General features: G+C 71.3%; 24 protein-coding genes and 1 tRNA gene. 8 read left to right on the plus strand and 17 right to left on the minus strand.

What is annotated here, in order from left to right:
- From AAG827_RS15120 to AAG827_RS15160, 9 genes are all read right to left on the minus strand, one after another.
- A partial coding sequence (locus AAG827_RS15120) for an isocitrate lyase/phosphoenolpyruvate mutase family protein (RefSeq protein WP_341926935.1) occupies positions 1-309 on the minus strand: 309 nt, incomplete at its 3' end.
- Positions 310-416: 107 nt separating this feature from the next.
- Positions 417-3131: a pyruvate, phosphate dikinase gene (ppdK, locus tag AAG827_RS15125; RefSeq protein ID WP_341926937.1), complete on the minus strand. Its 2715-nt coding sequence runs from the start codon at positions 3129-3131 to the stop codon at positions 417-419.
- Positions 3115-4035: a universal stress protein gene (locus AAG827_RS15130; protein ID WP_341926938.1), complete on the minus strand. Its 921-nt coding sequence runs from the start codon at positions 4033-4035 to the stop codon at positions 3115-3117. The genes ppdK and AAG827_RS15130 overlap by 17 nt, the downstream gene beginning before the upstream one ends.
- 121 nt (positions 4036-4156) lie before the next feature.
- A complete protein-coding gene (locus tag AAG827_RS15135; protein ID WP_341926939.1) occupies positions 4157-4756 on the minus strand; it encodes a CBS domain-containing protein in 600 nt (199 codons plus the stop codon).
- A 17-nt stretch (positions 4757-4773) separates the two neighbouring features.
- Positions 4774-5196: a pyridoxamine 5'-phosphate oxidase family protein gene (locus tag AAG827_RS15140; protein ID WP_341926940.1), complete on the minus strand. Its 423-nt coding sequence runs from the start codon at positions 5194-5196 to the stop codon at positions 4774-4776.
- 27 nt (positions 5197-5223) lie between these two features.
- On the minus strand, positions 5224-5733 hold the full coding sequence (locus AAG827_RS15145) for a DsrE/DsrF/DrsH-like family protein (protein ID WP_341926942.1): 510 nt from the start codon (positions 5731-5733) through the stop codon (positions 5224-5226).
- 9 nt (positions 5734-5742) lie between these two features.
- Positions 5743-6057: a TusE/DsrC/DsvC family sulfur relay protein gene (locus AAG827_RS15150; protein WP_341926943.1), complete on the minus strand. Its 315-nt coding sequence runs from the start codon at positions 6055-6057 to the stop codon at positions 5743-5745.
- Positions 6054-7340: an FAD/NAD(P)-binding oxidoreductase gene (locus AAG827_RS15155; RefSeq protein WP_341926945.1), complete on the minus strand. Its 1287-nt coding sequence runs from the start codon at positions 7338-7340 to the stop codon at positions 6054-6056. Before AAG827_RS15155 ends, AAG827_RS15150 begins: the two co-directional genes overlap by 4 nt.
- A gap of 12 nt (positions 7341-7352) precedes the next feature.
- Positions 7353-7907, minus strand: coding sequence for a hypothetical protein (locus AAG827_RS15160; protein ID WP_341926946.1), 555 nt, complete (start codon positions 7905-7907; stop codon positions 7353-7355).
- A gap of 218 nt (positions 7908-8125) precedes the next feature.
- On the opposite strand from AAG827_RS15160, the gene AAG827_RS15165 reads away from it, so the two are divergent.
- The 3 genes from AAG827_RS15165 to AAG827_RS15175 are packed head-to-tail and all read left to right on the plus strand — an operon-like array spanning position 8126 to position 12034.
- The gene (locus AAG827_RS15165) at positions 8126-9076 is read left to right on the plus strand and encodes a universal stress protein (protein WP_341926947.1); all 951 of its coding nucleotides are present in this window, start codon (positions 8126-8128) and stop codon (positions 9074-9076) included.
- Positions 9073-11664 (plus strand): cation-translocating P-type ATPase, encoded by a 2592-nt coding sequence (locus tag AAG827_RS15170; protein WP_341926948.1) that lies wholly within the window; start codon positions 9073-9075, stop codon positions 11662-11664. Before AAG827_RS15165 ends, AAG827_RS15170 begins: the two co-directional genes overlap by 4 nt.
- A 7-nt stretch (positions 11665-11671) precedes the next feature.
- The gene (locus tag AAG827_RS15175) at positions 11672-12034 is read left to right on the plus strand and encodes a hypothetical protein (RefSeq protein WP_341926950.1); all 363 of its coding nucleotides are present in this window, start codon (positions 11672-11674) and stop codon (positions 12032-12034) included.
- Positions 12035-12058: 24 nt separating this feature from the next.
- Here AAG827_RS15175 and AAG827_RS15180 read toward each other — a convergent pair whose 3' ends face one another.
- The 3 genes from AAG827_RS15180 to AAG827_RS15190 all read right to left on the minus strand — a co-directional run bounded on the left by AAG827_RS15180 (position 12059) and on the right by AAG827_RS15190 (position 16748).
- Positions 12059-13816, minus strand: a complete 1758-nt coding sequence (locus tag AAG827_RS15180) for a BCCT family transporter (protein WP_341926952.1) — start codon at positions 13814-13816, stop codon at positions 12059-12061.
- 214 nt (positions 13817-14030) lie between these two features.
- Positions 14031-16232 (minus strand): catalase/peroxidase HPI, encoded by a 2202-nt coding sequence (gene katG, locus AAG827_RS15185; protein ID WP_341926975.1) that lies wholly within the window; start codon positions 16230-16232, stop codon positions 14031-14033.
- Positions 16233-16310: 78 nt separating this feature from the next.
- Positions 16311-16748, minus strand: a complete 438-nt coding sequence (locus tag AAG827_RS15190) for a Fur family transcriptional regulator (RefSeq protein WP_341926953.1) — start codon at positions 16746-16748, stop codon at positions 16311-16313.
- Between the two features lie 324 nt (positions 16749-17072).
- Here AAG827_RS15190 and AAG827_RS15195 point away from each other — a divergent pair, with 324 nt between their 5' ends.
- On the plus strand, positions 17073-18245 hold the full coding sequence (locus AAG827_RS15195) for a DUF4185 domain-containing protein (RefSeq protein ID WP_341926954.1): 1173 nt from the start codon (positions 17073-17075) through the stop codon (positions 18243-18245).
- Here AAG827_RS15195 and AAG827_RS15200 read toward each other — a convergent pair.
- Both AAG827_RS15200 and AAG827_RS15205 read right to left on the minus strand, forming a co-directional pair.
- Positions 18229-18891 carry a DUF6629 family protein gene (locus AAG827_RS15200; RefSeq protein ID WP_341926955.1) on the minus strand — a complete coding sequence of 221 codons (663 nt, stop codon included), beginning with the start codon at positions 18889-18891 and terminating at the stop codon, positions 18229-18231. The two genes, AAG827_RS15195 and AAG827_RS15200, sit on opposite strands and share 17 nt — an antisense overlap.
- A 97-nt stretch (positions 18892-18988) precedes the next feature.
- Complete coding sequence (locus AAG827_RS15205) at positions 18989-19504, minus strand: response regulator transcription factor (protein WP_341926956.1); 516 nt, start codon at positions 19502-19504, stop codon at positions 18989-18991.
- Between the two features lie 199 nt (positions 19505-19703).
- On the opposite strand from AAG827_RS15205, the gene AAG827_RS15210 reads away from it, so the two are divergent.
- Positions 19704-21086 (plus strand): MBL fold metallo-hydrolase, encoded by a 1383-nt coding sequence (locus AAG827_RS15210; protein WP_341926958.1) that lies wholly within the window; start codon positions 19704-19706, stop codon positions 21084-21086.
- Positions 21087-21101: 15 nt separating this feature from the next.
- On the opposite strand, the gene AAG827_RS15215 is transcribed toward AAG827_RS15210, so the two are convergent.
- Together AAG827_RS15215 and AAG827_RS15220 are read right to left on the minus strand one after the other, a co-directional pair.
- Positions 21102-21326, minus strand: a complete 225-nt coding sequence (locus AAG827_RS15215; RefSeq protein ID WP_341926959.1) for a hypothetical protein — start codon at positions 21324-21326, stop codon at positions 21102-21104.
- Between the two features lie 79 nt (positions 21327-21405).
- The gene (locus tag AAG827_RS15220; RefSeq protein WP_341926960.1) at positions 21406-21759 is read right to left on the minus strand and encodes a DUF5808 domain-containing protein; all 354 of its coding nucleotides are present in this window, start codon (positions 21757-21759) and stop codon (positions 21406-21408) included.
- A 255-nt stretch (positions 21760-22014) separates the two neighbouring features.
- Here AAG827_RS15220 and AAG827_RS15225 point away from each other — a divergent pair, with 255 nt between their 5' ends.
- Positions 22015-22431 carry an Hsp20/alpha crystallin family protein gene (locus AAG827_RS15225; RefSeq protein WP_341926961.1) on the plus strand — a complete coding sequence of 139 codons (417 nt, stop codon included), beginning with the start codon at positions 22015-22017 and terminating at the stop codon, positions 22429-22431.
- 10 nt (positions 22432-22441) lie between these two features.
- Positions 22442-22648 (plus strand): DUF1918 domain-containing protein, encoded by a 207-nt coding sequence (locus AAG827_RS15230; protein WP_341926963.1) that lies wholly within the window; start codon positions 22442-22444, stop codon positions 22646-22648.
- Positions 22649-22707: 59 nt separating this feature from the next.
- Here AAG827_RS15230 and AAG827_RS15235 read toward each other — a convergent pair.
- Positions 22708-22793: transfer RNA gene (locus AAG827_RS15235), tRNA-Leu, on the minus strand.
- A gap of 78 nt (positions 22794-22871) precedes the next feature.
- Here AAG827_RS15235 and AAG827_RS15240 point away from each other — a divergent pair.
- A complete protein-coding gene (locus AAG827_RS15240; protein WP_341926964.1) occupies positions 22872-24203 on the plus strand; it encodes a M20/M25/M40 family metallo-hydrolase in 1332 nt (443 codons plus the stop codon).
- Position 24204 lies beyond the last annotated feature (1 nt).

Here is a 24204-nt window from a genome sequence, read left to right on the forward strand (position 1 = left end):
CGCCTTGCGGATGGTCGCGGGGGCATCGCCGTAGCCACCCTCGAGGTCGGCGGAGAGCGGCAGCGAGGTCGCCTTCGCGATGCGGGCGACCTCGGCGATCATCTCGTCGACCGGGATGTTCTCGCCGTCCTCGTAGCCGCGCGACGCGGCGATCGAGTGGCTGGCGGTCGCCAGGGCCTTCGTGCCAGCGATGTCGCTGACGACGGTCGCGGTGATGGTGTCCCACACGTTGACCACGGTCAGCAGCTCGGGTGCCTGGTGGAGGCGGAGCAGCTCGGTGGCCTGGGCGGCAAGGTCGGTGTCGGTCACGTGATGCCTCTCGTCTTCGTCGGCGGACGGGAGTCACCCGACCGCGTCCGGCGTGGGCGCCGGACTCCTGGCCAACCTACGAGGGGCGCGGGAACTTCCCGTCCGTCTCACGAGTCGGGCGCCACGGCCCCCCGACGGCGAGCGGCGAGGGCCGAGCGGCCGGCCTCGAGCCTGGCGACCGGCACCCGGAACGGCGAGCAGGACACGTAGTCGAGGCCGACCTCGTCGAAGAAGTGGATCGACGCCGGGTCGCCGCCGTGCTCGCCGCAGACGCCGAGCCCGAGGTCGGGACGGATGCTCCGTCCCAGCCGCACGGCGGTGCGCACGAGCCCGCCGACGCCCTCGACGTCGAGGGTCTCGAAGGGCGAGGCCTCGAAGATCCGCTGCTCGAGGTAGGTGGAGAAGAACGCGGCCTCGACGTCGTCGCGGGAGAAGCCCCAGGTCATCTGGGTGAGGTCGTTGGTGCCGAAGGAGAAGAACTCCGCGGCCGTGGCGATCTTGTCGGCGGTCACGGCGGCGCGCGGCAGCTCGATCATGGTGCCGATGGTGTGGGGCACCGCCAGACCCCTGACCAGCTGCACCTCGGTCGCGACGGCCTCGATCGTGGCCCGGACCAGGGTCAGCTCACGCTCGCTGGCGACCAGCGGCACCATGATCTCCGGCCGCGGGTCCCGACCGGCCTCGATCAGGTCGGCAGCGGCCTCGAGGATCGCGCGCACCTGCATGGCGACCAGCCCCGGGATGACGATGCCGAGCCGCACCCCGCGCAGGCCGAGCATCGGGTTCTGCTCGTGGAGGCGGCGCACGGCGGCCAGCAGCCGGTGGTGGCGCTCGACCTCCGGTCCCTGCAGGTCCTCGAGCGCGACGCTGACCGACAGGTCGGTCAGGTCGGGGAGGAACTCGTGGAGCGGCGGGTCGATCAGGCGGATGGTCACCGGCAGGCCGTCCATCGCCTCCAGGACACCGACGAAGTCGGCGCGTTGGAGCGGGAAGAGGCGGTCGAGCGCCGCAGTCCGGGCAGCGTCGTCGTCGGCCAGGATGAGGTCCTCCACGAGGAGGCGGCGCTCGCCGAGGAACATGTGCTCCGTGCGGCACAGACCGACGCCCTGGGCGCCGAAGCGACGTGCGCGGGCCGCGTCCGCGGGGGTGTCCGCGTTGGCGTGCACCTCGAGGCGTCGTACGCCGTCCGCGTGCGTGAGCAGGCGGCTCACGGCCCGGACCAGGTCGTCGTCGACGGCCTCTCCCTCGAGGTGACGGACCAGGATCGAGTCGACCACGGGCACGCCCCCGAGGAACACCTCGCCGGTCGTGCCGTCGAGGGAGATGGTGTCGCCCTCGGCGATGGTGCGACCGTCGCGCAGGTGCAGGACCCGTTGGTCCAGGTCGACCCGGACCGACTCGGCACCGCACACGCAGGTGCGGCCCATGCCGCGCGCCACCACGGCCGCGTGGGAGGTCTTGCCACCCCGGCTGGTCAGGATCCCGGACGCCGCGACCATGCCGCGCAGGTCGTCGGGCGTGGTCTCCGACCGCACGAGCACCACGCGCTCACCACGAGCCGCCCAGGCCACAGCGGTGTCGGAGTCCAGCACGACGCGACCCACGGCCGCACCGGGCGAGGCGTTCATGCCCGTCGCCACGAGGACCCGGTCCGCGCCGGGGTCGAAGCGCGGGAAGAGGAGCTGGGCCAGCTGGGCGCCGGAGACGCGCAGGAGCGCCTCGTCGGCATCGATGAGGCCCTCGTCGAGCATGGTCGCGGCGATCCGGAAGGCGGCCTCCGGCGTGCGCTTCCCCACGCGGGTCTGGAGCATCCACAGGGTGTTCTCCTCGATCGTGAACTCGACGTCGCAGAGGTCGGCGTAGTGCCGCTCGAGGGTCGCCAGGTGGCCGAGCAGCGCGGTGTAGGCCGGCGGGTCGATGTCGGCGAGGTCGGCCAGCGGCACGGTGTTGCGGATGCCCGAGACCACGTCCTCGCCCTGGGCGTTCTGCAGATAGTCGCCGTAGGCGCCACGGCGCCCCGAGGCGGGGTCCCGGGTGAAGCAGACCCCGGAGCCCGAGGTCATGCCGCGGTTGCCGAAGACCATCGCCTGCACGTTGACCGCGGTGCCGAGGTCCTCGGGGATGCCCTCCTGGCGGCGGTAGAGCGCGGCACGGTCGGTGTGCCACGAGCCGAAGACCGCACGGACGGCCAGCCGCAGCTGCTCGCGCGGGTCCTGCGGGAAGTCGCGACCGGTGTGCTCGCGGACCAGCGTCTGGAACGTCGCGACGAGCTCGCGGAGGTCGTCGACCTCCAGCTCCAGGTCGAGCGTCACTCCACGACGGGCCTTGACCGCGTCCAGGGCGGTCGCGAAGACGGCACCGTCCATGCCCAGCACGGTCGCGCCGAACATCTGCAGCAGCCGCCGGTAGGAGTCGAAGGCGAAGCGCTCGTCGCCGTGCCGGTGAGCGAGCCCGAGGACCGACGCGTCGTTGAGGCCGATGTCGAGGACCGTCTCCATCATCCCCGGCATGGAGAACTTGGCGCCGGACCGGACCGAGACGAGCAGGGGCTCGTCGCGGTCGCCGAGGGTGCGCCCCATGGTCTCCTCGAGCAGGTCGAGGTGCCGGCTGATCTCGGCGTCGAGCTCCGGTGGCTCCACGCCGTCGGCGAGGTAGGCGCGACAGGCCTCGGTGGTGATCGTGAACCCCGGGGGGACCGGGAGGCCCAGCCGTGTCATCTCGGCGAGGTTGGCGCCCTTGCCCCCCAGGAGGTCCTTGAGGTCCTTATTGCCGTCGGCGAAGGCGAAGACGTAGGTGCTGGTGAGCTCAGTGAGCTGCGACATCGGTCCCGGTCCCCTCGACCTGGGGCACCACGGCGACCGAGCACGCGGCGTGCTCGACGATGATCGGGGCGACCGAGCCGTAGATCACCTCGTCGAGGAACGGCTTGGCCTGGTGACCGACCACGATCAGGTCGGCGGTGGCGGAGGCCGTGATCAGACGGGCGTCGACGAACCCGCGCGTGAGCTGCAGGTGCACCGGCACGTCGGGGTGCTTCTCGAGCAGGGGGGCGACCGCGGAGGCGAGGAGCTCCCGCTCCGCCTCGACGCCGGGCTCGTCGTCGGGCACGTCCACGGCGCCCTGCGACACCTTCACCACGTCCCAGAAGCAGTGCAGCACCGTCAGGGGCAACGAGCGCGCATCGGCGACCTCGAAGGCGAGCTCCAGGACACCGACGTCACCCTTCTCGAGCGCCACGAGCACGCCCCCGGGGGCCGGCGCCGTCGTCCGCTGCCGCACGACGACGACGGGGCAGGCGGAGTGCTTGGTCAGGGCGAGGCTGACCGAGCCGAGCAGGAAGCTCCGCATCGGGCCGAGCCCGCGCGACCCGACCACGACGAGGTGCGCCTCGGTGGCGAGGTCGAGGAGTGCTTGTCTTGGGTCCGCCAGCCGCATGGTGGCGTGCACGACGAGGTCCGGGTGCGCCGCGGTGACACGTGCCGTCGCCGCGTCGAGCAGGTCCCTTGACTCGGCACGCAGCTGCTCGTGGACGAGCGCAGGATCGATGCCCATCGTGCCGAGCCACGCGGACCCGGAGGCGGCAGGGAAGGGGGCGGCGTGCGAGAGGACCAGCGGGCGTCGGGACAGGTCCGCCTCCGATGCTGCCCAGTCCAGCGCTGCCTCCGACGGTGCGGATCCGTCGATGCCGACGACGATGCTGCCTGCGGGGACGTGCTCGGTGCTCATGGGGACTCCTGGGTGTTGTCATCGGCGCGGCTGTGTGTCCTCAGCCTCGCGGTGGGCACTCCTGGCGATCAGGGGCGTTGGTCCCCGGGCCCGAGGCCGATGGTCCTGCCGCGCCGGTCCGTCAGGGACCTGAAGCGATGCGGACGTCCACCACGCCCGACACCGCACGGGCGGCGAGGAGCGCGAGGGCCTCCTCGCTCGTGCCGGAGGGGCCGTCGACCCGGACGATGCCGGCCTCCACGTCGACGAGCCAGCAGTCGTGCCCGAGGTCGTGCATCATCGCGATGACCTCGGCCTCGATCGCGCTGTCGGCGCGCGCCAGGATGCGCACGACGTCGCTGCGGCTGACGACCCCGACGACGCGACCGCGGTCGTCGACGACCGGCAGGCTCTTGATGCTCGTGGACGTCATGAGGTCGACGGCGTCCGCCAGGTCGTCGTCCGGACGCACGCTGATCGCGTGCGGGGTGTAGACCTCGTGGACGGCCTGCGGCAGTGCTATCCGCTCGCCGGAGTCCGGGATCTCGTGGAGGCGCGGGTCCCGGGTGAGGGACTCCCGGATGAGGTCGGCCTCGCTGACCATGCCCTGGAGGTGGCCGTCGGCGTCGACCACGGGCAGGGCGGTGAGGCGGTGCTGGGCGAGCAGCCCCAGCGCCACCTTGATCCGGGTGTCGGGTGCGACGGTGGTCGGGGTGCTGCTCATGGCCTCGCGGACGAGCATGGTGGGGCCTTTCTCGGTCAGGGGTGAGCCGGGGCGCCGAGACGGCGACCCGTCACCTGGGTGGGGGAGACCCGCACGTAGGCGACGCGCGGGCCCGTGGGCCAGACATCGAGGACGTGCAGGTGCTCGGGCACCTCCTCGCCCGTCACGAGCTCGGCGGTGCCGAGGACGAGCACGCTCCAGCCGGAGCGGGTCGTCTCGTCGATCCTGTCGACCTCGATCGACACGGGTCGGTCGAGGCCGTCGCGCACCAGCTCGGAGCTCAGGCTGGTGCGCAGCCAGAGGGAGCCGTCGACGAGGCTCAGGTTGACCGGCACCACGGCCGGTCCCTGGGGACGTGACCAGGCCAGGCGACCGATCTTCACGTCCTGCAGCAGGGCCCAGCAGTCGTACGGCGTGAGAGCGGCCAGTCGGCCGCCTTGCTCCTTGATGGTGCGCATGGTCACGTGCCTCTCGCGGTGGGGAACTCAGATGAAGAGGAGCTGAGCGCCGTCGGTCTTCTCGATGAAGTCGCTGGCGCTGATGATGTCCTCGACCCCGTCGAAGAGGTCGTCGACGCTCAGGTGCTGCATGTCGGCCGACATCCGGCAGGCCCACAGGTGGCCGCCGGAGTCCACGATCTGCTGGAGGAACTCCGGGACCTCGGGGATGTCGAGCTCGGCGATCGTCTTGCGCATCTGGTGGGTGGCCATCGCGGTCATGCCGGGCATGCCGCTGATCGCGGTCGGCAGGTGGGTGGCCGGGTTGCCGACCGGGGTGAACTTGAGGTCGGCCATCGTGCGCTTGTTGATCATGTCGAAGCCCCAGAAGGTGAAGAACAGGTGCACGGTCACGCCCTCACCGAGAGCGGCGTTGGCGAGGACCAGGCCTGGGTAGGCCATGTCGAGGCTCCCCTTGGAGCAGATGATCGCGAGGGTGCGATCGGTGGCCGGTGCCCCGAAGTCGGGCATGGTCGGGGTGGTGTCGGTGGTGGTCATCTCGGGCTCCTAGACGCAGCCGCGGGGCTTCGGGAGCCCGGCGACGTAGGCCATCTTCTTGGCGGGCTTGGTGGGGAAGAGCTGGAAGAGCTCCTTCATGGGGACCTGCAACGAGGTGCTGACGCGTCTCAGCGTCGGGGTCTCGCCGGTCGAGGCGTGATCGGCCCGCAGGAAGCGCAGGATCCTCCAGTGCCGCTCGTCGAGCTCGATGCCCAGGAGGGCCGACAGGGAGCGGGCCATCTCCTCGTCCCACTCCGAAGGCTCGGTGAGGAAGCCCTCCTGGTCGACGTGGACAGTGCGACCGTCGATGGTCGTGGTGCTCATGGCAGCTGCTCCTTCTCCGGGAACGTGGCGCCCGGTTCGGTGTGGTGGACGGGGGACGGGACGTGCTTGCCGGCCATCGACATGTCGGTGGGCATCGGCAGCCGACCGGGGAGGAGGAGGTTCCAGTAGACCCAGGAGAAGGCGGTCTTGCCCGCGTGGTTGGCCCGGGTCTCCTCCAGGAGGGTCATCGGCCCGAGGACCGGGACGGGGAACTTCCCCGGCAGCGGCTCCACGTCGTAGTTGAAGTCGATCAGCAGCGCCTTGCCGTCGCCGCTCTCGACGAAGCAGTTGGCGTGGCCGTCGAAGTGGTGCGTCAGTGGCCTGCCCTCCACGTGGTCGAGGAAGTTCTCGACGAACACGTCGACCGAGTAGTGCGCCACCGAGCCGGCCTTCGAGGTCGGGATGTCGCCGGCGTCCCCGACGGCGAAGATGTTGCCGTGTCCCGTGGCGAGGAAGGTCCCCCGGTCGACGGGCACGTAGTTGAGCTCGTCCCCGAGCCCTGAGCGGGCCACGAAGTCGGCGCCCATGTTGAGGGGGACGGTCACGAGCAGGTCGAAGGGGACCTCGCGCTCGTCGTAGGACACCAGGCACTGCCGCTCGTTGTCGATGGACTCGACCATGAAGTCGGTCTCGACGAGGATCTTGCGGTCCTCGAGCAGGTGCCCGAGCTTCGCGGACGCGACCGGCTTGGTGAAGGCCCCGGGCAGGGGGGTGACGTAGACGATCTCGACCTGATCGCGCTGGCCGCGCCCGCGCAGCATCGCCTCGGCGAGCAGGGTGAGCTCCAACGGCGCCACCGGGCACTTGATCGGCATCTCCGTGACGTGCACGACGAGCCGGCCGTGCGTGAAGTGCTCGAGCGCCTCACGCAGCGCGACGGCGCCCTCGAGGGTGTAGAACTCGTGGACCTTGTCGCGCCAGAGGGCACCGGTGGTGCCGGGGGTCTGGTCGGGGCGCGGCGTGGTGCCCGAGGCGATCACGAGCTGGTCGTAGGGCAGGCGGGTGCCGTCGGCGAGGACCACCACGTCGTCGGCGTGGTCGACCACGTCCACCTCGCCGGTGATGAAGTGGACCCCGTCGTGCAGCTGGGCGTGGCGGGACCGCACGACGTCGTGGGGCGACATCATCGCGAAGGGCACGAAGAGGTAGCCGGGCTGGTAGTGGTGATCGTCGTCGCGGTCGACGACGGTCACCTGCCACTGGTGCGGGTCGAGCAGACGCCGCATCCGGTTGGCGATCATGGTGCCGGCGGTGCCGGCGCCCAGGACGAGCAGATGACGCATGACGAGGTCCTCTCAGGAAACCGGGACGGGAGTGAGTCGGTGATGGGTCTCGACGGCCAGCAGTCGTCCCCAGGCGGTGGCGCGCTCGGTCTCTCCGTCGACCAGGTCACCCTGGATGTCGGTCACGACGAAGCCGGTGGGACGCGAGACCAGGCGGAAGCCGCGACGGGTGATCAGCCGTGCTGCCCGGCCGGACGCGGCCTTGGGCAGGTGACGGACCTTGGTGACCCGGGTGTCGAAGGTGGCGAGCAGGTGGTCGTGGCCGGGGGTCAGGGTCGCGATCCACTCGCGCAGGCCGATCCCCTCGGCCGACGCCGCAGGAGCACCCTGGCGCACCGCGTCCTGCCGTGTCCCTGGACGGCTGAGCGAGAAGGCGTGGGTGGGACCGCCAACGACCAGCAGGTCGAAGTCGGACGGGTCCACACCCGCGGCGTCACGGACACCGAGCACGGTCACGTCCATCCCGCCCTCCACCAGGCCCTCGGTGACGGACCGCGCGACCGTGGCGGTGTTGCCGAACATCGTCTCGAAGACCACGAGCGCTCGGAGCTGGACCGGATGGTTCATGGCGGCGACTCCTCGTCGTCTGGTCGGATCCCTCGATGGGGCCTCGCTCCTCACCCTCGTCCTCCGTCGGATCCCCGTCAGGGGTCCCGGGTCAGCACCCCGGGGGCCGAAGGTCCCGAGCCCCGGGGCACATCGGCAGGTCCGAGCTGGAGCGCCCGGATGGTTCGGTGGTGTCGCCGGTCCCACGGACCGCACCCGAGGCCACCAGGAGACGCGTCATGCTCGAGCTCACGACCCACAAGGTCCTCGTCGCCGTGCCTGGGGACGAGGATGCGACCGGTGCCGTCGCCTACGCCGCGCAGGAGGCTCGCAGACGGGGCTGCGGCGTGCATCTCGTCAGCGTGGTCCATCCGGTGGCGACCAGTGCCGAGGCGGCGACCTTCAACGTCTTGGAAGGCATGCTCCACAGCGCCTGCGCCTCCGCGCTCCACCAGGCGCAGCGGCAGCTGACCCGCGAGCTGGGGGACGATGTCGCCGTGACCACCGAGGTCGTCCACGGCAGCGTCGTGGCCACCCTGGTGTCGCTCAGCAACCGTGCCGCCGTGGTCGTGCTCCAGCGTCAGCCCGGCCGGGGAGCCCGCATCCCGACGCTGTCGGTCACCAGCGGTGTCGCTGGCCGCGCCCACGCCCCCGTGGTCTCGGTGCCGACCGGCTGGTCGGGTGTCACGACGGTGGACGGAGCGGTGCTGCCCGTGCTGGTCGGACTGAGCGACCCGATCGCCGGCGAGCGCGTGGTGCGCGTCGCCCTCGAGGAGGCACGTGCGCGCCACGCGCCCCTGCGGGTCCTGCACACGTGGCACTTCACCGACCACTACGACGACCTGGTCTTCGAGGGCGATGCCGGCACCCGGCACGAGACCCAGCTCCTGGCCGACCTGCAGGAGCAGCTCGCACCTCTGCTGGAGGACTACCCGGACGTGGCGACGCAGGTCCGCACGCAGCACGCCCACGTCGCCGACGCCCTCGAGGCGGGGTCCGCACGGGCCCAGCTGCTCGTGGTCGGACGGCACCGCTCCCGGATCCCCCTGGGTCGGCACCTGGGATCGACCACCCGGGCGGTCCTGCGAGAGTCGCACTGCCCGGTGCTGGTGGTGGACCCGGTGCCGGCTGCTCCTGCTGCCCCTGACCGCCAGTCCCAGCTCCAGCCGGTCGGGGGATCCTCGACGTGAGCTCGACGGTGTCGTCGCTCGGGGGGCTCACCGGCGCCGAGGCCGCGCGCCTCCTCGACGAGCACGGACCCAACCTGGCCCCGCGGGCGCGACCACGCAGCATGGTGTCGCGGGTCGTGGGCCAGCTGCGCGACCCGATGATCGTGCTGCTGCTCGGGGCCCTCGTCATCGTGATCGCCCTGGGGGACCTCAGCGACGGCGTCATCATCGTGGCCGTGATCGTGCTCAACACCCTGATCGGCGTGGTCCAGGAGCTGCGGGCCGCGACCGCCATCGCGGCGCTCGACCGTCTCTCGGCGCCGCACGCGACGGTCCTGCGCGACGGGGTCCCGGTCACCGTCGACGGCGCCGAGGTCGTGCCGGGGGACCTCGTGCGCCTCGAGGCCGGCGACGTCGTACCCGCGGACGGCACCGTGGTCGAGGCCGCCGGGCTGCAGATCGACGAGGCGGCGATGACGGGGGAGTCCGTGCCCGTCGGTCGGGGTCCCGGGGAGGAGGTCCAGTCAGGGACCGTCGTGGTGCGGGGTCGGGCCCTGGTCGCCATCACCCGCACCGGTGCCGACAGTGGCCTCGGCCGCATCGCTGCGGCACTCGCAGGCACCACCAACCGGGCCACCCCGCTCCAGCAGCGGCTCGCCCGGCTCTCGCGGCAGCTGGTCGTCCTGACCTTGGGCCTCACTGCGGTCGTCTTCCTGCTCGGGCTGCTGCGTGGCGAGGACCCCGCCGACATGCTGATCCTCGCCGTCAGCCTCGCCGTCGCGGCCATCCCCGAGTCACTCCCCGCAGTCGTCTCGGTCTCCCTCGCCATGGGCGCCTACCGGATGGCCCAGCAGAACGCCCTGGTCCGGTGGCTGCCGGCGGTGGAGACCCTCGGCTCGGTCTCGGTCCTGGCCTCAGACAAGACCGGCACCCTCACCGAGGGCCGCATGCTCCTCCAGCGGTTGTGGACGCCGGCGTGCAGCTGGCAGGTGTCCGGCCACGGCTACGACGCCGCCGGCAGCGTCACCGTGTCCGACGGTGATCCCGGTGATCCCGGTCCGCTCGACCTCCTGCTGCGGGACCTCGTCCTGTGCAACGACGCCGAGGTGCACGGTCCGGACGCCGGGACCTGGCGCGTGGTCGGGGACCCGATGGAGGCCGCCCTGTTGATCGCAGCGCTGAAGAGCGACCCGGCCGCCCTGACAGGAGCGGCCCGGTGGAGCAGGGTCGAGGAGATCACCTTCGACAGCAGCACGCAGCGGATGACCACCGTGCACCGCGATGACGGTCCCGACGACCTCCGGCACCAGGGCGCGTGGTGGACGGTGTGCAAGGGGGCGCCCGAGGCGGTGCTGGACCTGGTCGAGCCGGGGCCCGAGGTGGACGCGGCGCGAGCCGAGGCCGAGCGACTGGCCCGGGAGGGCTTCCGGGTCCTGGCGTTCGCCGACGCTCTCTCCACGAGCCGCCCTGCGAGCGAACGGCTCGAGCGGGGGCTCGGCCTCCGGGGGCTCGCGGCCATCTCCGATCCGGCCAGCCCGCACGCGGCCGACGTCGTTCGTGCGTGTCGCGAGGCCGGCATCCGCACGGTGCTGATCACCGGGGACCACCCGGCCACGGCGCGGGCCATCGCGGACCAGATCGGTCTCCTGCAGCCTGGTGTCGAGCTGGTCGAGGGCGACCTCGTCGCGGCCGGTGGACACGTCGACCGGGTCGACAGGATCGGCGTCTACGCGCGCACGCGCCCGGAGCAGAAGGTCGACATCGTCGCCGCCTGGCAGGCCCGCGGAGCGGTCGTGGCCATGACGGGCGACGGCGTCAACGACGCCCCGGCCCTGCGGCAGGCCGACATCGGCGTCGCCATGGGGGACCGGGGGACCGAGGTGGCACGCCAGGCGGCCGACCTGGTGCTCGCCGACGACGATCTCCGCACCGTCGTGACGGCCGTGGCGGAAGGTCGGCGGATCTACGCCAACATCCGGATGTTCCTGCGCTACGGCTTGGCGGGCGGCATGGCCGAGATCCTCGTCATCCTGCTCGCACCGTTCCTGGGGATGGTCGTCCCGCTCGCGCCGGGCCAGATCCTGTGGATCAACATGCTCACCCACGGAGTGCCCGGGGTCGCCTTCGGAGGTGAGCCGCTCGACCCTCGGGACATGGCCCGTCCGTCACCGTCGCCCGAGCGATCGGTGCTCAGCGGTGCCCTGCTCGGCCAGATCCTCCTGGCCGGGAGCCTGATCACCGCGTCCTCGCTCGTCGCGGGGCTCCTCGCTCCCGCCGGCGCGGTCCAGACCTGGGTCTTCCTGACGCTGGGACTGGCCCAGCTGGGTGTGGGTCTCGCGATCCGCTCTCCACGTCAGGGGCTGGCCCTCCGGTCGCGGTCGCTGGAGGCGGCGCTGCTGCTGGCGGCCCTGCTCCAGGTGGCGGCCGTGACCTGGGCGCCGCTCCAGGACCTGCTCGACACCACGGCGGTGTCCTGGTCGGAGGGAGCGCTCATCCTGGGCCTGGCGGCCCTGCCCGGGCTGGTCGTGGCCGGACTTCGGCTGCTCCGGCGGCCGCGACCGGACCTCGGGACCTCGGTCCCTGGTCCGGTGGCGACGAAGGAGGCATGATCGCCCCATGAGCTGGCTGGAGATCGACGGGCACCATCTCAGGGTGCGCTTCACGCGGACCGAGCACGTGCTCGGACTGGTGCGCGACCAGAGCATCCCGCTCTCCTCAATCGTCTCCGTCCGGCTGGTGCGCTCGTGGCGCGAGGCCACGGGAGTGCGGGTGGGCCTGGACCTGCTCGCCCTTCGCCGGATCGGCACGTGGCGTCACCGGGGACGCCGTCAGCTGGTGTCGCTGCAGCGTGGCGTCCCGGCGTTGCGGATCGAGCTCAGCGGTGAGAAGTACGACGAGCTGCTGATCAGCACACCCGAGGTCGAGCTGCTCGAGTCGTGCCTGGGCTGGCGCCCCGCGGTGACCGCACCCAGCAGCTGACCAGCAGCCTCGTCGTACGACGGCTCAGCGCCGAGCGTCCTGCGCGACGTCGCTCGTGGAGTCGCCCTCTGCGGCCTCCGGGTCCCGCTCGACCGCGAGCACGAAGTCGTCGCCGTGCTCGGTGACACCGGCGACGACGGCGGCCTCGACGGCCTCCTGGGCATAGGCCTGGCGCACCATGAGGGGGTCGGAGCGCAGGTCCTTGACGAGCGCGACCGCCAGCCCCACCATCACCAGGACGAACGGAAGGGCCGCGACGATCGTGATCGTCTGGAGACCCGTCAGGGCGTCCGATCCGCCGACCAGCAGCATGACCGCCGCGACGGCGCCGGTGGCGACGCCCCAGAAGATCACGGTCGGCTTGCTCGGGTGCAGCGTGCCGCGCTCCGAGAGCGTGCCCATCACGATGGAAGCCGCGTCGGCGCCGGACACGAAGAAGATCGCCACGAGCACCATCACCACGATGCTCGAGACCGTCGCCAGCGGGTAGGCCTCGAGGGTGGTGAACAGCTGCGTCTCGATGCCGCCCGCCCCGGCGATGTCGGTGCCGCTCTTCTGCTGGTCGATGGCCGCGCCGCCGAAGATGGCGAACCAGACCAGGCTGACCAGGCTGGGGACGAGCAGGACGCCGGTGACGAACTGGCGGATGGTGCGACCGCGCGAGATGCGTGCGATGAACATGCCGACGAAGGGCGTCCACGAGAGCCACCAGGCCCAGTAGAAGACGGTCCAGGTCTGGAGCCAGGCGTTGGTCTCGTTGCCTTCCGCGCCGGTGCGCGCAGCCATCATCGAGAGGTCCTGCACGTAGGAGCCGAGCGAGGTCGGGACCAGGTTGAGGATGAAGATCGTCGGGCCGACGATGAAGACGAAGAGCGCCAGCGAGATGGCCAGCACCATGTTGATGTTGGAGAGGTACTGGATGCCCTTGGAGACGCCCGAGACCGCCGAGAGCACGAAGGCTGCGGTGAGCACCGCGATGATCCCCACGAGCACCGCGTTGCCGGTGGCACCCCATCCGGTCACGATCGTGAGGCCGGAGCGGATCTGGAGCGCGCCCAGGCCGAGCGACGCGGCGGAGCCGAAGAGCGTCGCGAAGATCGCCAGCATGTCGATGACCTTGCCGGCCGGTCCGTGGGCCCGGTCGCCCAGCAGCGGCTCGAAGGCTGCGGAGATGAGCTGCAGCCGGCCCTTGCGGTAGACGCCGTAGGCGATGGCGAGGCCGACGACCGCGTAGATCGCCCACGGGTGCAGCGTCCAGTGGAAGAGCGTCGTGGCCATGGCGTTCTGGGTCGCCTCGGGGTTGCCGGCCGCGCCGGTCCCGGGCGGTGGCGTCGCGAAGTGGGTGATGGGCTCACTGACGCCGTAGAACATCAGGCCGATGCCCATGCCGGCGCTGAACATCATCGCGACCCAGGAGACGGTCCCGAACTCCGGCTGCTCCCCGTCCCGACCGAGCGTGATGTTGCCGAAGCGCGACAGCGCGAGCCAGATCACGAACACGACGAAGGCGCTCGACGTGAGCACGAAGAGCCACCCCGTGTTGGCCATGGTCCAGCCCAGCGTGTCGCCCGAGGTGGTCGCCAGCGAGTCGGTGCTGACGAACCCCCAGACGAGGAACGCGACCGCGATCGCCGCCGTGACGCCGAAGACGATGCGGTCCAGCCCTGAGCGGGCCGGCTGCGCCTCCTCGACCGGGGCGTCGAGGGCCGGGTGGGTGTCGTCGTAGGACGTGTCGTGCGGGTCTGGGACAGGACTGGTGGTGCGTGCTTGCTGTGTCGTCACGTGTGTCGGCGCCGTGAGGCGCCGCCTCCTTGGGGCGTCGATGGCAAAGACGCGGTCTCGTCCGGAGTGACTGGACAAAAAGACCGCACATGTCCAGAGTCACCACTTCCTCGTGTGCCAAACACCGGGACGGACGTGAGACGGGACACCCCGCCTGCCGTGAGACGGCAGGCGGGGTGCGGTGGTCGTGCAGGTCCGGAGCGGGACCCGGTGGTCAGACCAGGTCGAAGCGGTCCAGCTCCATGACCTTGGTCCACGCGGCGACGAAGTCGCGCACGAACTTCTCGCGGGCGTCGTTGCTGGCGTAGACCTCGGCGATCGCGCGCAGCTCGGAGTTGGAGCCGAACACCAGGTCTGCGCGGGTGCCGGTCCAGACGACCTCACCGGATCCGTTGCGTGCCTCGAACGTCTCCTGCGCCTCCGAGACCGAGGACCACGTCACGCCCATGTCGAGCAGGTTGACGAAGAAGTCGTTGGTGAGCGCGCCCGGGGTGTGCGTGAGCACGCCCAGCGAGGACCGGTCGTAGGTCGCGCCGAGCACGCGCAGGCCACCGACCAGGACGGTCATCTCCGGCGCGCTGAGGTCCAGCAGGTTGGCGCGGTCGACCATGAGGTACTCGGCCGGGAGCTTGTGACCCTTGCCGACGTAGTTGCGGAAGCCGTCGGAGGTGGGCTCGAGCGCGGCGAACGAGTCGGCGTCGGTCATCTCCTCGGTCGCGTCAGTGCGTCCGGGCGTGAACGGGACCGTCAGGTCCTGACCGGCTGCGCGGGCTGCCTGCTCGACTCCGGCGGCACCGGCGAGCACGATCAGGTCGGCCAGCGAGATCTTGACCGCGCCGCCCTGGGCGTTGAAGTCGGCCTGGATGCCCTCGAGCGTCCGCAGCACCTGGGCGAGGTCGTCGGGGTTGTTGACCTCCCACGCGCTCTGGGGCTGGAGCCGCACGCGGGCGCCGTTGGCGCCACCGCGCTTGTCGCTGGCGCGGAAGGTCGACGCCGAGGCCCACGCGGTCGAGACCAGCTGGGTCACGCTGAGACCCGAGGCCAGGACCTTCTCCTTCAGGGCAGCCACGTCGGCCGCCGAGACGAGCTCGTGGTCGACGGCCGGGACGGGGTCCTGCCAGATGAGCGTCTCCTGCGGGACGAGAGGGCCGAGGTAGCGCTGGATCGGACCCATGTCGCGGTGGGTGAGCTTGAACCAGGCGCGGGCGAAGGCGTCGGCGAACTCGTCGGGGTGCTCGAGGAAACGTCGCGAGATCTCCTCGTAGACCGGGTCCACGCGCAGCGACAGGTCGGTGGTGAGCATCGTCGGCGGGCGGTTGAGGGTGCCGTCCTCCGGGTCGGGCACCGTGTTGGCGCCGCCGCCGTCCTTGGGCTGCCACTGCCACGCACCTGCGGGGCTCTTGGTGAGCTCCCACTCGTAGGCGAAGAGGTTCTCGAAGTACTGGTTGCTCCACTGGGTGGGCGTGGAGGTCCAGGTGACCTCGAGGCCGCTGGTGATCGCGTCGCGGCCCTTGCCGCTGCCGAAGCTGTTCTTCCAGCCGAAGCCCTGCTCCTCGATGGACGCGCCCTCCGGCTCGGCACCGACGTGCTGCTCGGGGTCAGCAGCGCCGTGGGTCTTGCCGAAGGTGTGTCCACCGGCGATGAGTGCCACGGTCTCGACGTCGTTCATCGCCATCCGGGCGAAGGTCTCGCGGATGTCGCGTGCTGCGGCGAGCGGGTCGGGCTGCCCGTTGGGTCCCTCGGGGTTGACGTAGATGAGGCCCATCTGGACGGCGGCGAGAGGGTTCTCCAGCTCGCGGTCACCGGTGTAGCGCTCGTCGCCGAGCCAGGTCTGCTCGGGACCCCAGTAGACGTCCTCGTCGGGCTCCCACACGTCGGCGCGGCCGCCGGCGAAGCCGAAGGTGGTGAAGCCCATCGTCTCCAGCGCGCGGTTGCCGGTGAAGACCATCAGGTCGGCCCACGAGATCCGGGCGCCGTACTTCTGCTTGATCGGCCACAGCAGACGACGGGCCTTGTCCAGGTTGCCGTTGTCGGGCCAGCTGTTGAGCGGGGCGAAGCGCTGCATGCCCGCTCCCGCGCCGCCGCGGCCGTCGCTGATGCGGTAGGTGCCCGCGCTGTGCCACGCCATCCGGACGAAGAAGCCGCCGTAGTGGCCGAAGTCGGCGGGCCACCACTCCTGGGAGTCGGTCATCAGGGCGTCGACGTCGCGGGTCAGCTCGTCGAGGTCGAGGCTCTGGAACGCCGTGGCGTAGTCGAAGTCCTCGCCCATGGGGTTGGCGACGACCGGGTGCTTGCGCAGGATCTTGAGGTTGAGCTGGTTGGGCCACCAGTCGCGGTTGCCGACTCCCTCGGTGGGGTGCGAGGGGACACGGGCGTGAGCGACGGGGCAACGCGCCTCGCTCTCCTCCGAGTTCATGTCGCCGACGGCGGCGTCGTGCTTGGTGGTGTCAGACACAGGGAATCCTTCCGGGACCAGCTGGTGCGATGGGTGGGTTCAGGAGCTGCGTGCGGGGGCGGTGGAGCAGTCGGGGCACACGCCCCAGTAGGTGACCTCGGCCTCGTCGATCGCGAAGCCGTGGTCGTCGGACGCGGTCAGGCACGGCGTGCTCGCCACCGCGCAGTCCACGTCGGCGATCGCGCCGCAGGAGCGACACACCACGTGGTGGTGGTTGTCACCGACCCGCGACTCGTAACGCGCGACCGAGCCCGAGGGCTGGATACGGCGGACGAGCCCCGCGGCCGTGAGAGCCCGGAGCGCGTCGTAGACGGCCTGGTGCGAGACCTCGCCCAGGCTCGTGCGCACCGCACCGATGATCGATTCGGTGTCGGCGTGCGGGTGCTCGTAGACCGCGGTCAGGACTGCTGCCCGCGGACGTGTCACCCGCAGCGAGGCGTCGCGCAAGGCGGTCTCGACGTCCGGGGATGAAGGCACCTCGGCAGTGTGTCGGAGTTTCTTGAATGATTCAAGACTTGGGTGGCGGCGGCGTGTCGACCACCTCGGTGCGACAGGACCTTGGCCTCTGCGCTGCACCGCCGATCGACCTGAGGGTGGGAGCCATGACGCCTCCAGGACGCACCGGGACCATCGAGCCGCCTGCCCGGACCGTGTGTGCCGTGCGCGCGCGGTCGGGAGCACGCGCTCCCGGGTCCGTGCGGTCGCACGACGGGAGTCGGTGATGAGGTCGGTGCTGGGGGCGCTGACCGGGGTGGGGCTGGGAACGGCCGTGGTCGACGTGCTGCGAGCCGTGACCGCGGAGTGAGCTCCGTCCGGGGTGCGCACCGGCTCCGGAGGGCGGGGCACCAGGGGGCTCTCGCCGCCCTCGTCGTCGTGCTGGCGGGCCCGGGCTGCGTCGCCGACGACCCGGCACCGAACCAGCAGGCCGGATCGGCCGGTCAGCAGTGCGTCCCCACCGGGGAGCGCTCCTCGGTCGGAGCCATCAACGACTTCGTGGAGTCTGCGGCGGGGGTGCCGGAGTTCCTGGGCGCCGACGTCGGCGTCGACGTCCGTCTGGGCGACGGCCGCAGCCTCTGGCTCTTCGGTGACACCTTGCGCGGAACGGGAGCGGATGGCCGCTTCGTGCGCAACTCGATGCTGGTCTTCCACCCCGCGTGCGTGGAGGCGGTTCGTCCGGCTGCGGGGGGTGCGGTGGTGCCGGACCGTGCAGATGGCGTCGGCTACTGGCCCATGTCGGGATGGCGGCGTGCCCGTTCCACCTCCAGTGCCGACGTCGTCGACGTCATGCTTCAGCGGGTGGCGGACGAGCACGACCAGGGGCCCGGCATCGTCACGCTGGGGCCGACCCTCGCGACCTTCCTGGTCCCGACGGAGGGGCAACCCCGCCTGGTCGGCCGGCACGACCTCGGTGCGGACGACCCGCGCTCGACCGTGGTCGCGTGGGGCGCGGCCAGCACGATCGCCGGCGGGTGGCTCTATCTCTACGGGACGTCGACGCGTCGGCTCCCGGGCATCCACGGGTTCGCCCTGCGGGTGGCACGCGTGCGACCCGGAGCCGTTCACGACATGGCCCGGTGGCGCTTCTGGGACGGTCGGACGTGGCAGCCGGACCCCGGTGCGGCCGCGGTCCTGCTGCCCGAGGAGGGCGGGGTCTCCCAGACGCTGAGCGTCTGGCGACAGGACGGCCGCTGGTACGTCCTGAGCAAGCGTGACGAGTTCCTGGGACGGGAGGTGGTCGTATGGACGGGACGGTCGCCCGTCGGGCCCTTCGACCGGTCGTACGTCGTCGCGGACCTGCCCTGCGACAGCGCGACCGGCGAGCTGCGCTACATGCCCCTCGCGCACCCCGACCTGCTGCCCATGCGCGGCAGCGTCGTGGTGTCCTTCAGCCGCAACAGCACCGACATCGCGGCAGTCTGTGGGTCACCCGCCGACTACCGACCCTCCTTCCTGCGCGTCAGGTTGCCTCGGTGACCGGGGTCTCGACGAGGCGCCGGGCCTCGGACGAGCGCAGGTGCACATCGATCGCGACGCTGGTCAGGGCCGCCCACACGCACCACAGTGACACCAGTCCGGACTGGCTCAGCCAGCCCAGCGCGGCGACCACGGGGACGTTGGCGAGGCCGTAGAGGCGCAGGTGGCGACTGCTCGACATGAGGGGAGGAGCGCAGGTGGCCACGACGTAGAGCACCACCACCGCTCCGGCGAACGGCACGTCGGTGGTGTAGCCGAGGTGATGACCCTCGACCTGCGCCGACACGTCGCCGTCGAGCAGGGAGCCCACGAGGACGGTCGTCACCAGCGCCCCCAGAAGGACGAAGCCGGCGCCACCGCGGCGGCGATCCCGGGGCTCCGCCACCAGGACGGCGGAGGGAACCAGCAGGGGGAGCAGCCAGGCGATCACGAGGTACAGGTGGGTGGCGGCGTCGCCGACGGCCCTCGGCACGGTGCCGTCGAGTCCCCACCAGACGAACGTCTCCACGAGCTGGTGCACGGCGAAGACGGCGGGGAGGGAGGCGAGCAGCAGGTCGGCCGGTCGCCGCACGCGGCGCAGGGTGTCGACTGCGATCACCCCGATGACGACGGCTGCTGTCAGGTCCATCTCGGGCGAGAAGCACACGGCTGGTCCCTTCGCCCGTCAGTCCTGGCGCCGATGCCTGGACGATGACGGGACCAGAGGACACCGGCGGGGCCAGGGGGGCCAGGGGCGAAGGTCCTCAGCCGTGCGCGGCGATGCCGGCCACGCGTCGTACCGCAGGCAGAGCCTGTCCCTGCCGGAGACGGTCCAGGACCCTGCCCGTGACGGCAGGGTCGAGCACGGACAGTCCGTCGGCGACGCGACGGATGCCCTGGGCGAGCTCACCGGCCGACACCTGGTCGAGGAGGAAGCCGGTGGCGCCCGCGTCGATCGCGGCGAAATGGGTGTCGTCGTCGTCCGCGGCCAGGACCAGCGTGGCCACCGGTGGGACACAGACGCCCAGAGCACGGCAGATCTCGACGCCCGCGCCGCCGTCCATCCGGGTGTCCAGCACCACGACGTCCGGGCGTAGGGCGGCGATCCGGGCGGTCGCCCCCGACGCGACGGCCGCTTCACCGACCAGGGCCAGGTCGTCGCACCCGTCGAGGACCGAGCGGACGCCGCACCTGATCAGCTCGTGATGGTGCAGCAGGAACACGCGCACCTGTCGGGAGGGAGGTGCGACCCGTGCGGCGCTGCTCACGGCGATGGACATGGGTCCAGTCCAGCGAGAGGGAGGCGGATCTCGCAGGGGCGAAGGTCCCCGGCGCGGCAGGCGTTGGACCAAGGCCGGTGGGGTGGTCGCTGGCCAGGGTCTTTGGTCCGGTCCCGACAGGGCGCTGCGCACTGGCGGGAGCGGGCGAGGAGGGTCACGCTCGAAGGGCCGACATCGGCAGAGCCTGAGGTGGAGTGCCGTGAGCGATCCGATCCTGACCTTCCTGGGTGCCACGGGCACCGTCACCGGCAGCAAGTTCCTCGTCGAGACCCCGGGGGCGCGGCTCCTCGTGGACGCCGGTCTCTACCAAGGGGTCTCGGACCTGCGCAAGCGCAACTGGGCACCCTTCCCGGTCCGGCCCGACAGCCTCGACGCGGTGGTGGTGAGCCACGCTCACCTGGACCACAGCGGTCACCTTCCGCGTCTGGTGCGCGAGGGCTTCTCGGGGCCGATCTACTGCACGGCGGAGACGGCTGCCCTGGTGGCGATCGTGTTGCGCGACAGCGCCCACCTCCAGCAGGAGGACGCCCGCCACGCCAACACCGGGGGCTACTCCAAGCACCGCCCGGCGCTGCCGCTCTACGACGAGAACGACGTGAGGGACACCCTGCGGCTGCTGTGCCACGTCGACTTCGACCGTGCCGTCGTGGTCGCACCCGACATCGAGGTGACACTGAGACCCGCCGGGCACATCCTCGGCTCGTCGACGGTGCTCGTCGAGAGCGCGGAGCGGCGCACGCTCTTCACCGGCGACCTCGGCAGGCCCGGTCACCCGATCCTCGCCGACCCGGTGCCGCCCGTGTCGGCACGCACCATGGTCGTCGAGTCGACGTACGGCGACCGGTGTCATCCCGATCCCGACCCCGAGGTCCTGGCGGGTGCGATCCGTCGCGCCGCGGCCCGAGGAGGCTCCGTGCTCATCCCGGCCTTCGCGGTCGACCGCACCGAGCTGGTGCTGCTGGCGATCCACCGCCTGATCGATCAGGGCGCCATCCCGCGACTGCCGGTCTATGTCGACAGCCCCATGGCGCTGGCCGCCCTGAAGGTCTATCGCGACGCGCTGGGGGAGCCGTCGGTCCAGCTGCGCGACCACCTCGGCGAGGTCCGCAGTGCCCTGGCCTCCCTCGAGGTCCACGCGGTCTCGGACACCGCCGGGTCGATGCGCCTGAACCAGCCCGACACCCCCTCGATCATCGTGTCGGCTTCGGGGATGGCGACCGGGGGGCGCGTCGTGCACCACCTGGCCCAGCAGCTGCCCGACCATCGCAACTGCGTGGTGCTGACGGGCTTCCAGGCGCTCGGGACTCGTGGACGCCAGCTGCTCGACGGGGCGCGCCAGGTGAAGATCCACGGGCGCTACGTGCCGGTGCGAGCCGAGGTCGTCGACGTGCAGGACTTCTCGGTCCATGCCGATGCCGACGAGATGGTGAGCTGGCTCGCCACCGCCCCCGAACCCCCCGAGGTGGTCTACGTCGTGCACGGCGAGCCCACGTCGTCGGCCGCGCTGGCCAGGCGGATCCACGACGAGCTCGGCTGGTGCGCCGTGGTGCCCCGCCCGGGCGAGCGGGTGCGTCTCGGCTGACTCAGGCGAGACGCGTCAGGGGAGCGCGGCCATCACGAGGTCGGCGACGAGGTGACCCAGCAGCTGGCCGACCGCCAGGCCGACGAGGAGGAGGACGATCAGGGCCAGGAGGATGCCGAGCCCCAGGTGGCGCTCGGTGAAGGAAAAGGTGAGCGGTGTGGGTGCCGCCTCGCCAGGGTCCTCTGCCGACGGTGGGAGCGTCGGATCTGATGTGGTCCTTCGATCCGTGGTCCGGAACATGGCGTGCCCCTTCGGGCTCGGGTGGGATGGGTGGTCCCCACCATGGGGCTGCGGCCGGCTCCGGAGGCAGAGGCGAAGGTCACCCGGGCTCGCCGTTGCCGGGCGCAGCACCTGGTCCACCGCGACCGAGGACCAGCCGCGCGATCCTGCCGAGGTTGGGGGACCAGCCCACGCCGAAGGCGCGCGGGAGGAGCAGTCGGGAGTCGTCGGGCGACCAGAAGGCGCTCCGCACTCGCTCCAGGGTCACCGGGCGCAGGTCGTAGGGGACGAACCCGAGGACCTCGCCGTGCCAGGTCCGCTCCCGCGAGGGCTTGCGCAGCTCGGTCACCACGACGAGCGCCACGAGGGCGATCCCGACGAGTCGGGCGTCGCGGCGGACGGCGGCCCCGCGTGGACGTCGGGTGCCCTCGCGGGGCGACCTGTCGGAGCTCATGTCCGCAGGCTGCTGCCTCGAGCACGGGAGCGACAGTGCCGCGCGGCCTGACGTCCCGGGACCTTCGGCCCTCGCACCTCGAGCGACCTCACCGGGGCCGCCGTGCTCCGGGTGGACCCCTCGTCCCGCCATCGGGACCTGGGTGCGCCCGGTGGTGACCTCCGACCCTGGGACGCCACGACGCGGGCGAGCAGGCTGGTGATGACGGGACCGGCCGCTCCGAGGACCGGTCCGACCGACACCAGGAGGACGATCATGACCACGCTGACCCACCGACGCACCAACCCGATCGCGGACATGCTGGGGTGGCTCGAGAGCGAGTCCGCCGCGGGCGCCGGGCTCATGCCCTACGTCCGTCTCGAGGACTTCGTCGAGGACGACACCTACGTCGTGCGCGCGGAGATGCCCGGCATCGACCCTGCGACCGACGTCGACATCGCCATCGACAACGGCGTCCTGACGATCAAGGGGGAGCGACGCGAGGAGCTGCACGACCGGCAACGCCACGAGCTGCACTACGGAGCCTTCTCGCGCAGCATCAACCTGCCGGCGCACGCCGATGTCGAGACGTGTGCTGCGACCTACAAGGCGGGGGTGCTCGAGCTGCGGGTGCCCCTCGCGACGACGGCACCCGAGCCGCGCAAGATCACCATCCAGAACTCTGACGGCTGAGGCGAGGAGGATGTATGCCGAGGTCGGAGACCGACTCGTCGTCCACGACAGGCACGTCGGTGGCCCGGTCCGGGACGCCGAGATCATCGGGGTCCGCAACGCTGACGGCTCACCGCCCTACGTGGTGCGCTGGTCGGACACGGGGCAGGAGGGACTCCTCTACCCGGGCGACGACGCCGAGGTCCAGCACTTCGAGCACCCGCGGCCAGCCCGCTGACGACCGGTCTCGACGTGCCGAAATGAACAGAAGGCCCCGTGGAGCCGGGGCCTTCTGAGTGTCCGAGGGGGGACTTGAACCCCCACGCCCTAATACGGGCACTAGCACCTCAAGCTAGCGCGTCTGCCAATTCCGCCACCCGGACGAGTGCGGTGGAACAGTAGCAAAGGACAGGCCCGTGGGCCGCATCGGGGGTCGATGCCGGCGGTGCTTTGATGGGGGCATGAGTGCCGACGTCGACCATCCGACCTACGACCCCGCGGCGGAGGTCGTCGAACTCTGCCGTGACCTGATCCGGATCGACACGAGCAACTACGGCGACCAGGAGGGCCCGGGGGAGCGCAAGGCCGCCGAGCACGTGGCCAGCCTGCTCGACGAGGTGGGCATCGAGTCGCGGCTCTACGAGTCGACTCCGGGGCGCACCTCGGTGGTGGCCCACTGGGGCGGCGACGGTGGCGGCATGCCCGACCGGGGCGCGCTGCTGCTGCACGCGCACCTCGACGTGGTGCCCGCTGCGGCCGAGGACTGGCAGGTCGACCCGTTCTCCGGGGAGGTCCAGGACGGCTACGTCTGGGGTCGGGGAGCCGTCGACATGAAGGACTTCGACGCGATGCTGCTCTCCGTCGTGCGCGCGCGGGCCAGGGCCGGGCAGGTCCCCTCGCGGCCGATGGTGCTGGCCTTCACCGCCGACGAGGAGGCCGGCGGCCACCACGGAGCCCAGGTGCTGGTGGAGAAGCACGCCGAGGAGTTCGAGGGCTGCACCGAGGCCGTCGGCGAGGTCGGGGGATTCAGCACGACGATCCGCGGCCGTCGGCTCTACCTGATCGAGGCCGCGGAGAAGGGCATGGCATGGATGAAGCTCACCGCTCGAGGTCGCGCCGGCCACGGGTCGATGATCAACCGCGACAACGCTGTGACGGAGCTGGCGGCCGCGGTCGCCCGGATCGGGGCCTACGAGTGGCCCGTGCGCCTGACGCCGACGATGCAGACGCTGCTGGCGGCCGTCGCCGAGCTGGCCGGCACCGAGGCCACTCCGGAGAACGCCGAGAGCCTGATCGAGGAGTTCGGCAGCGCCGCGCGGATGCTCGGTGCGGTCATCCGCAACACCACCAACCCGACGATGCTGGGTGCGGGCTACAAGGTCAACGTCATCCCGACCGAGGCGACCGCGCACGTCGACGGTCGCTTCCTGCCCGGCTACGAGGACGAGTTCTTCGCCACCCTGGCCGAGCTGTGCGGCGAGCACGTCTCGATCGACTACGTCTCGAAGCAGCAGCCGTGGGAGATGCCCTACGAGGGCGACCTGGTGGAGGCGATGACCCGCTCCCTCCTCGCAGAGGACCCCGAGGCCGTCGTGGCGCCGTACCTCATGAGCGGCGGCACCGACGCCAAGCACTTCACGCGCCTCGGCATGCGCTCCTACGGCTTCGCGCCGCTGCGGCTGCCGGCCGACCTGGACTTCACCGCGCTCTTCCACGGCGTCGACGAGCGGGTGCCCGTCGACTCGTTGGAGTTCGGCGCGCGGGTGTTCGACCGATTCCTGGGTCAGGTCTGAG

The organism is Nocardioides psychrotolerans (genome assembly GCF_943371775.1).
Taxonomy (GTDB): domain Bacteria; phylum Actinomycetota; class Actinomycetes; order Propionibacteriales; family Nocardioidaceae; genus Nocardioides; species Nocardioides psychrotolerans_A.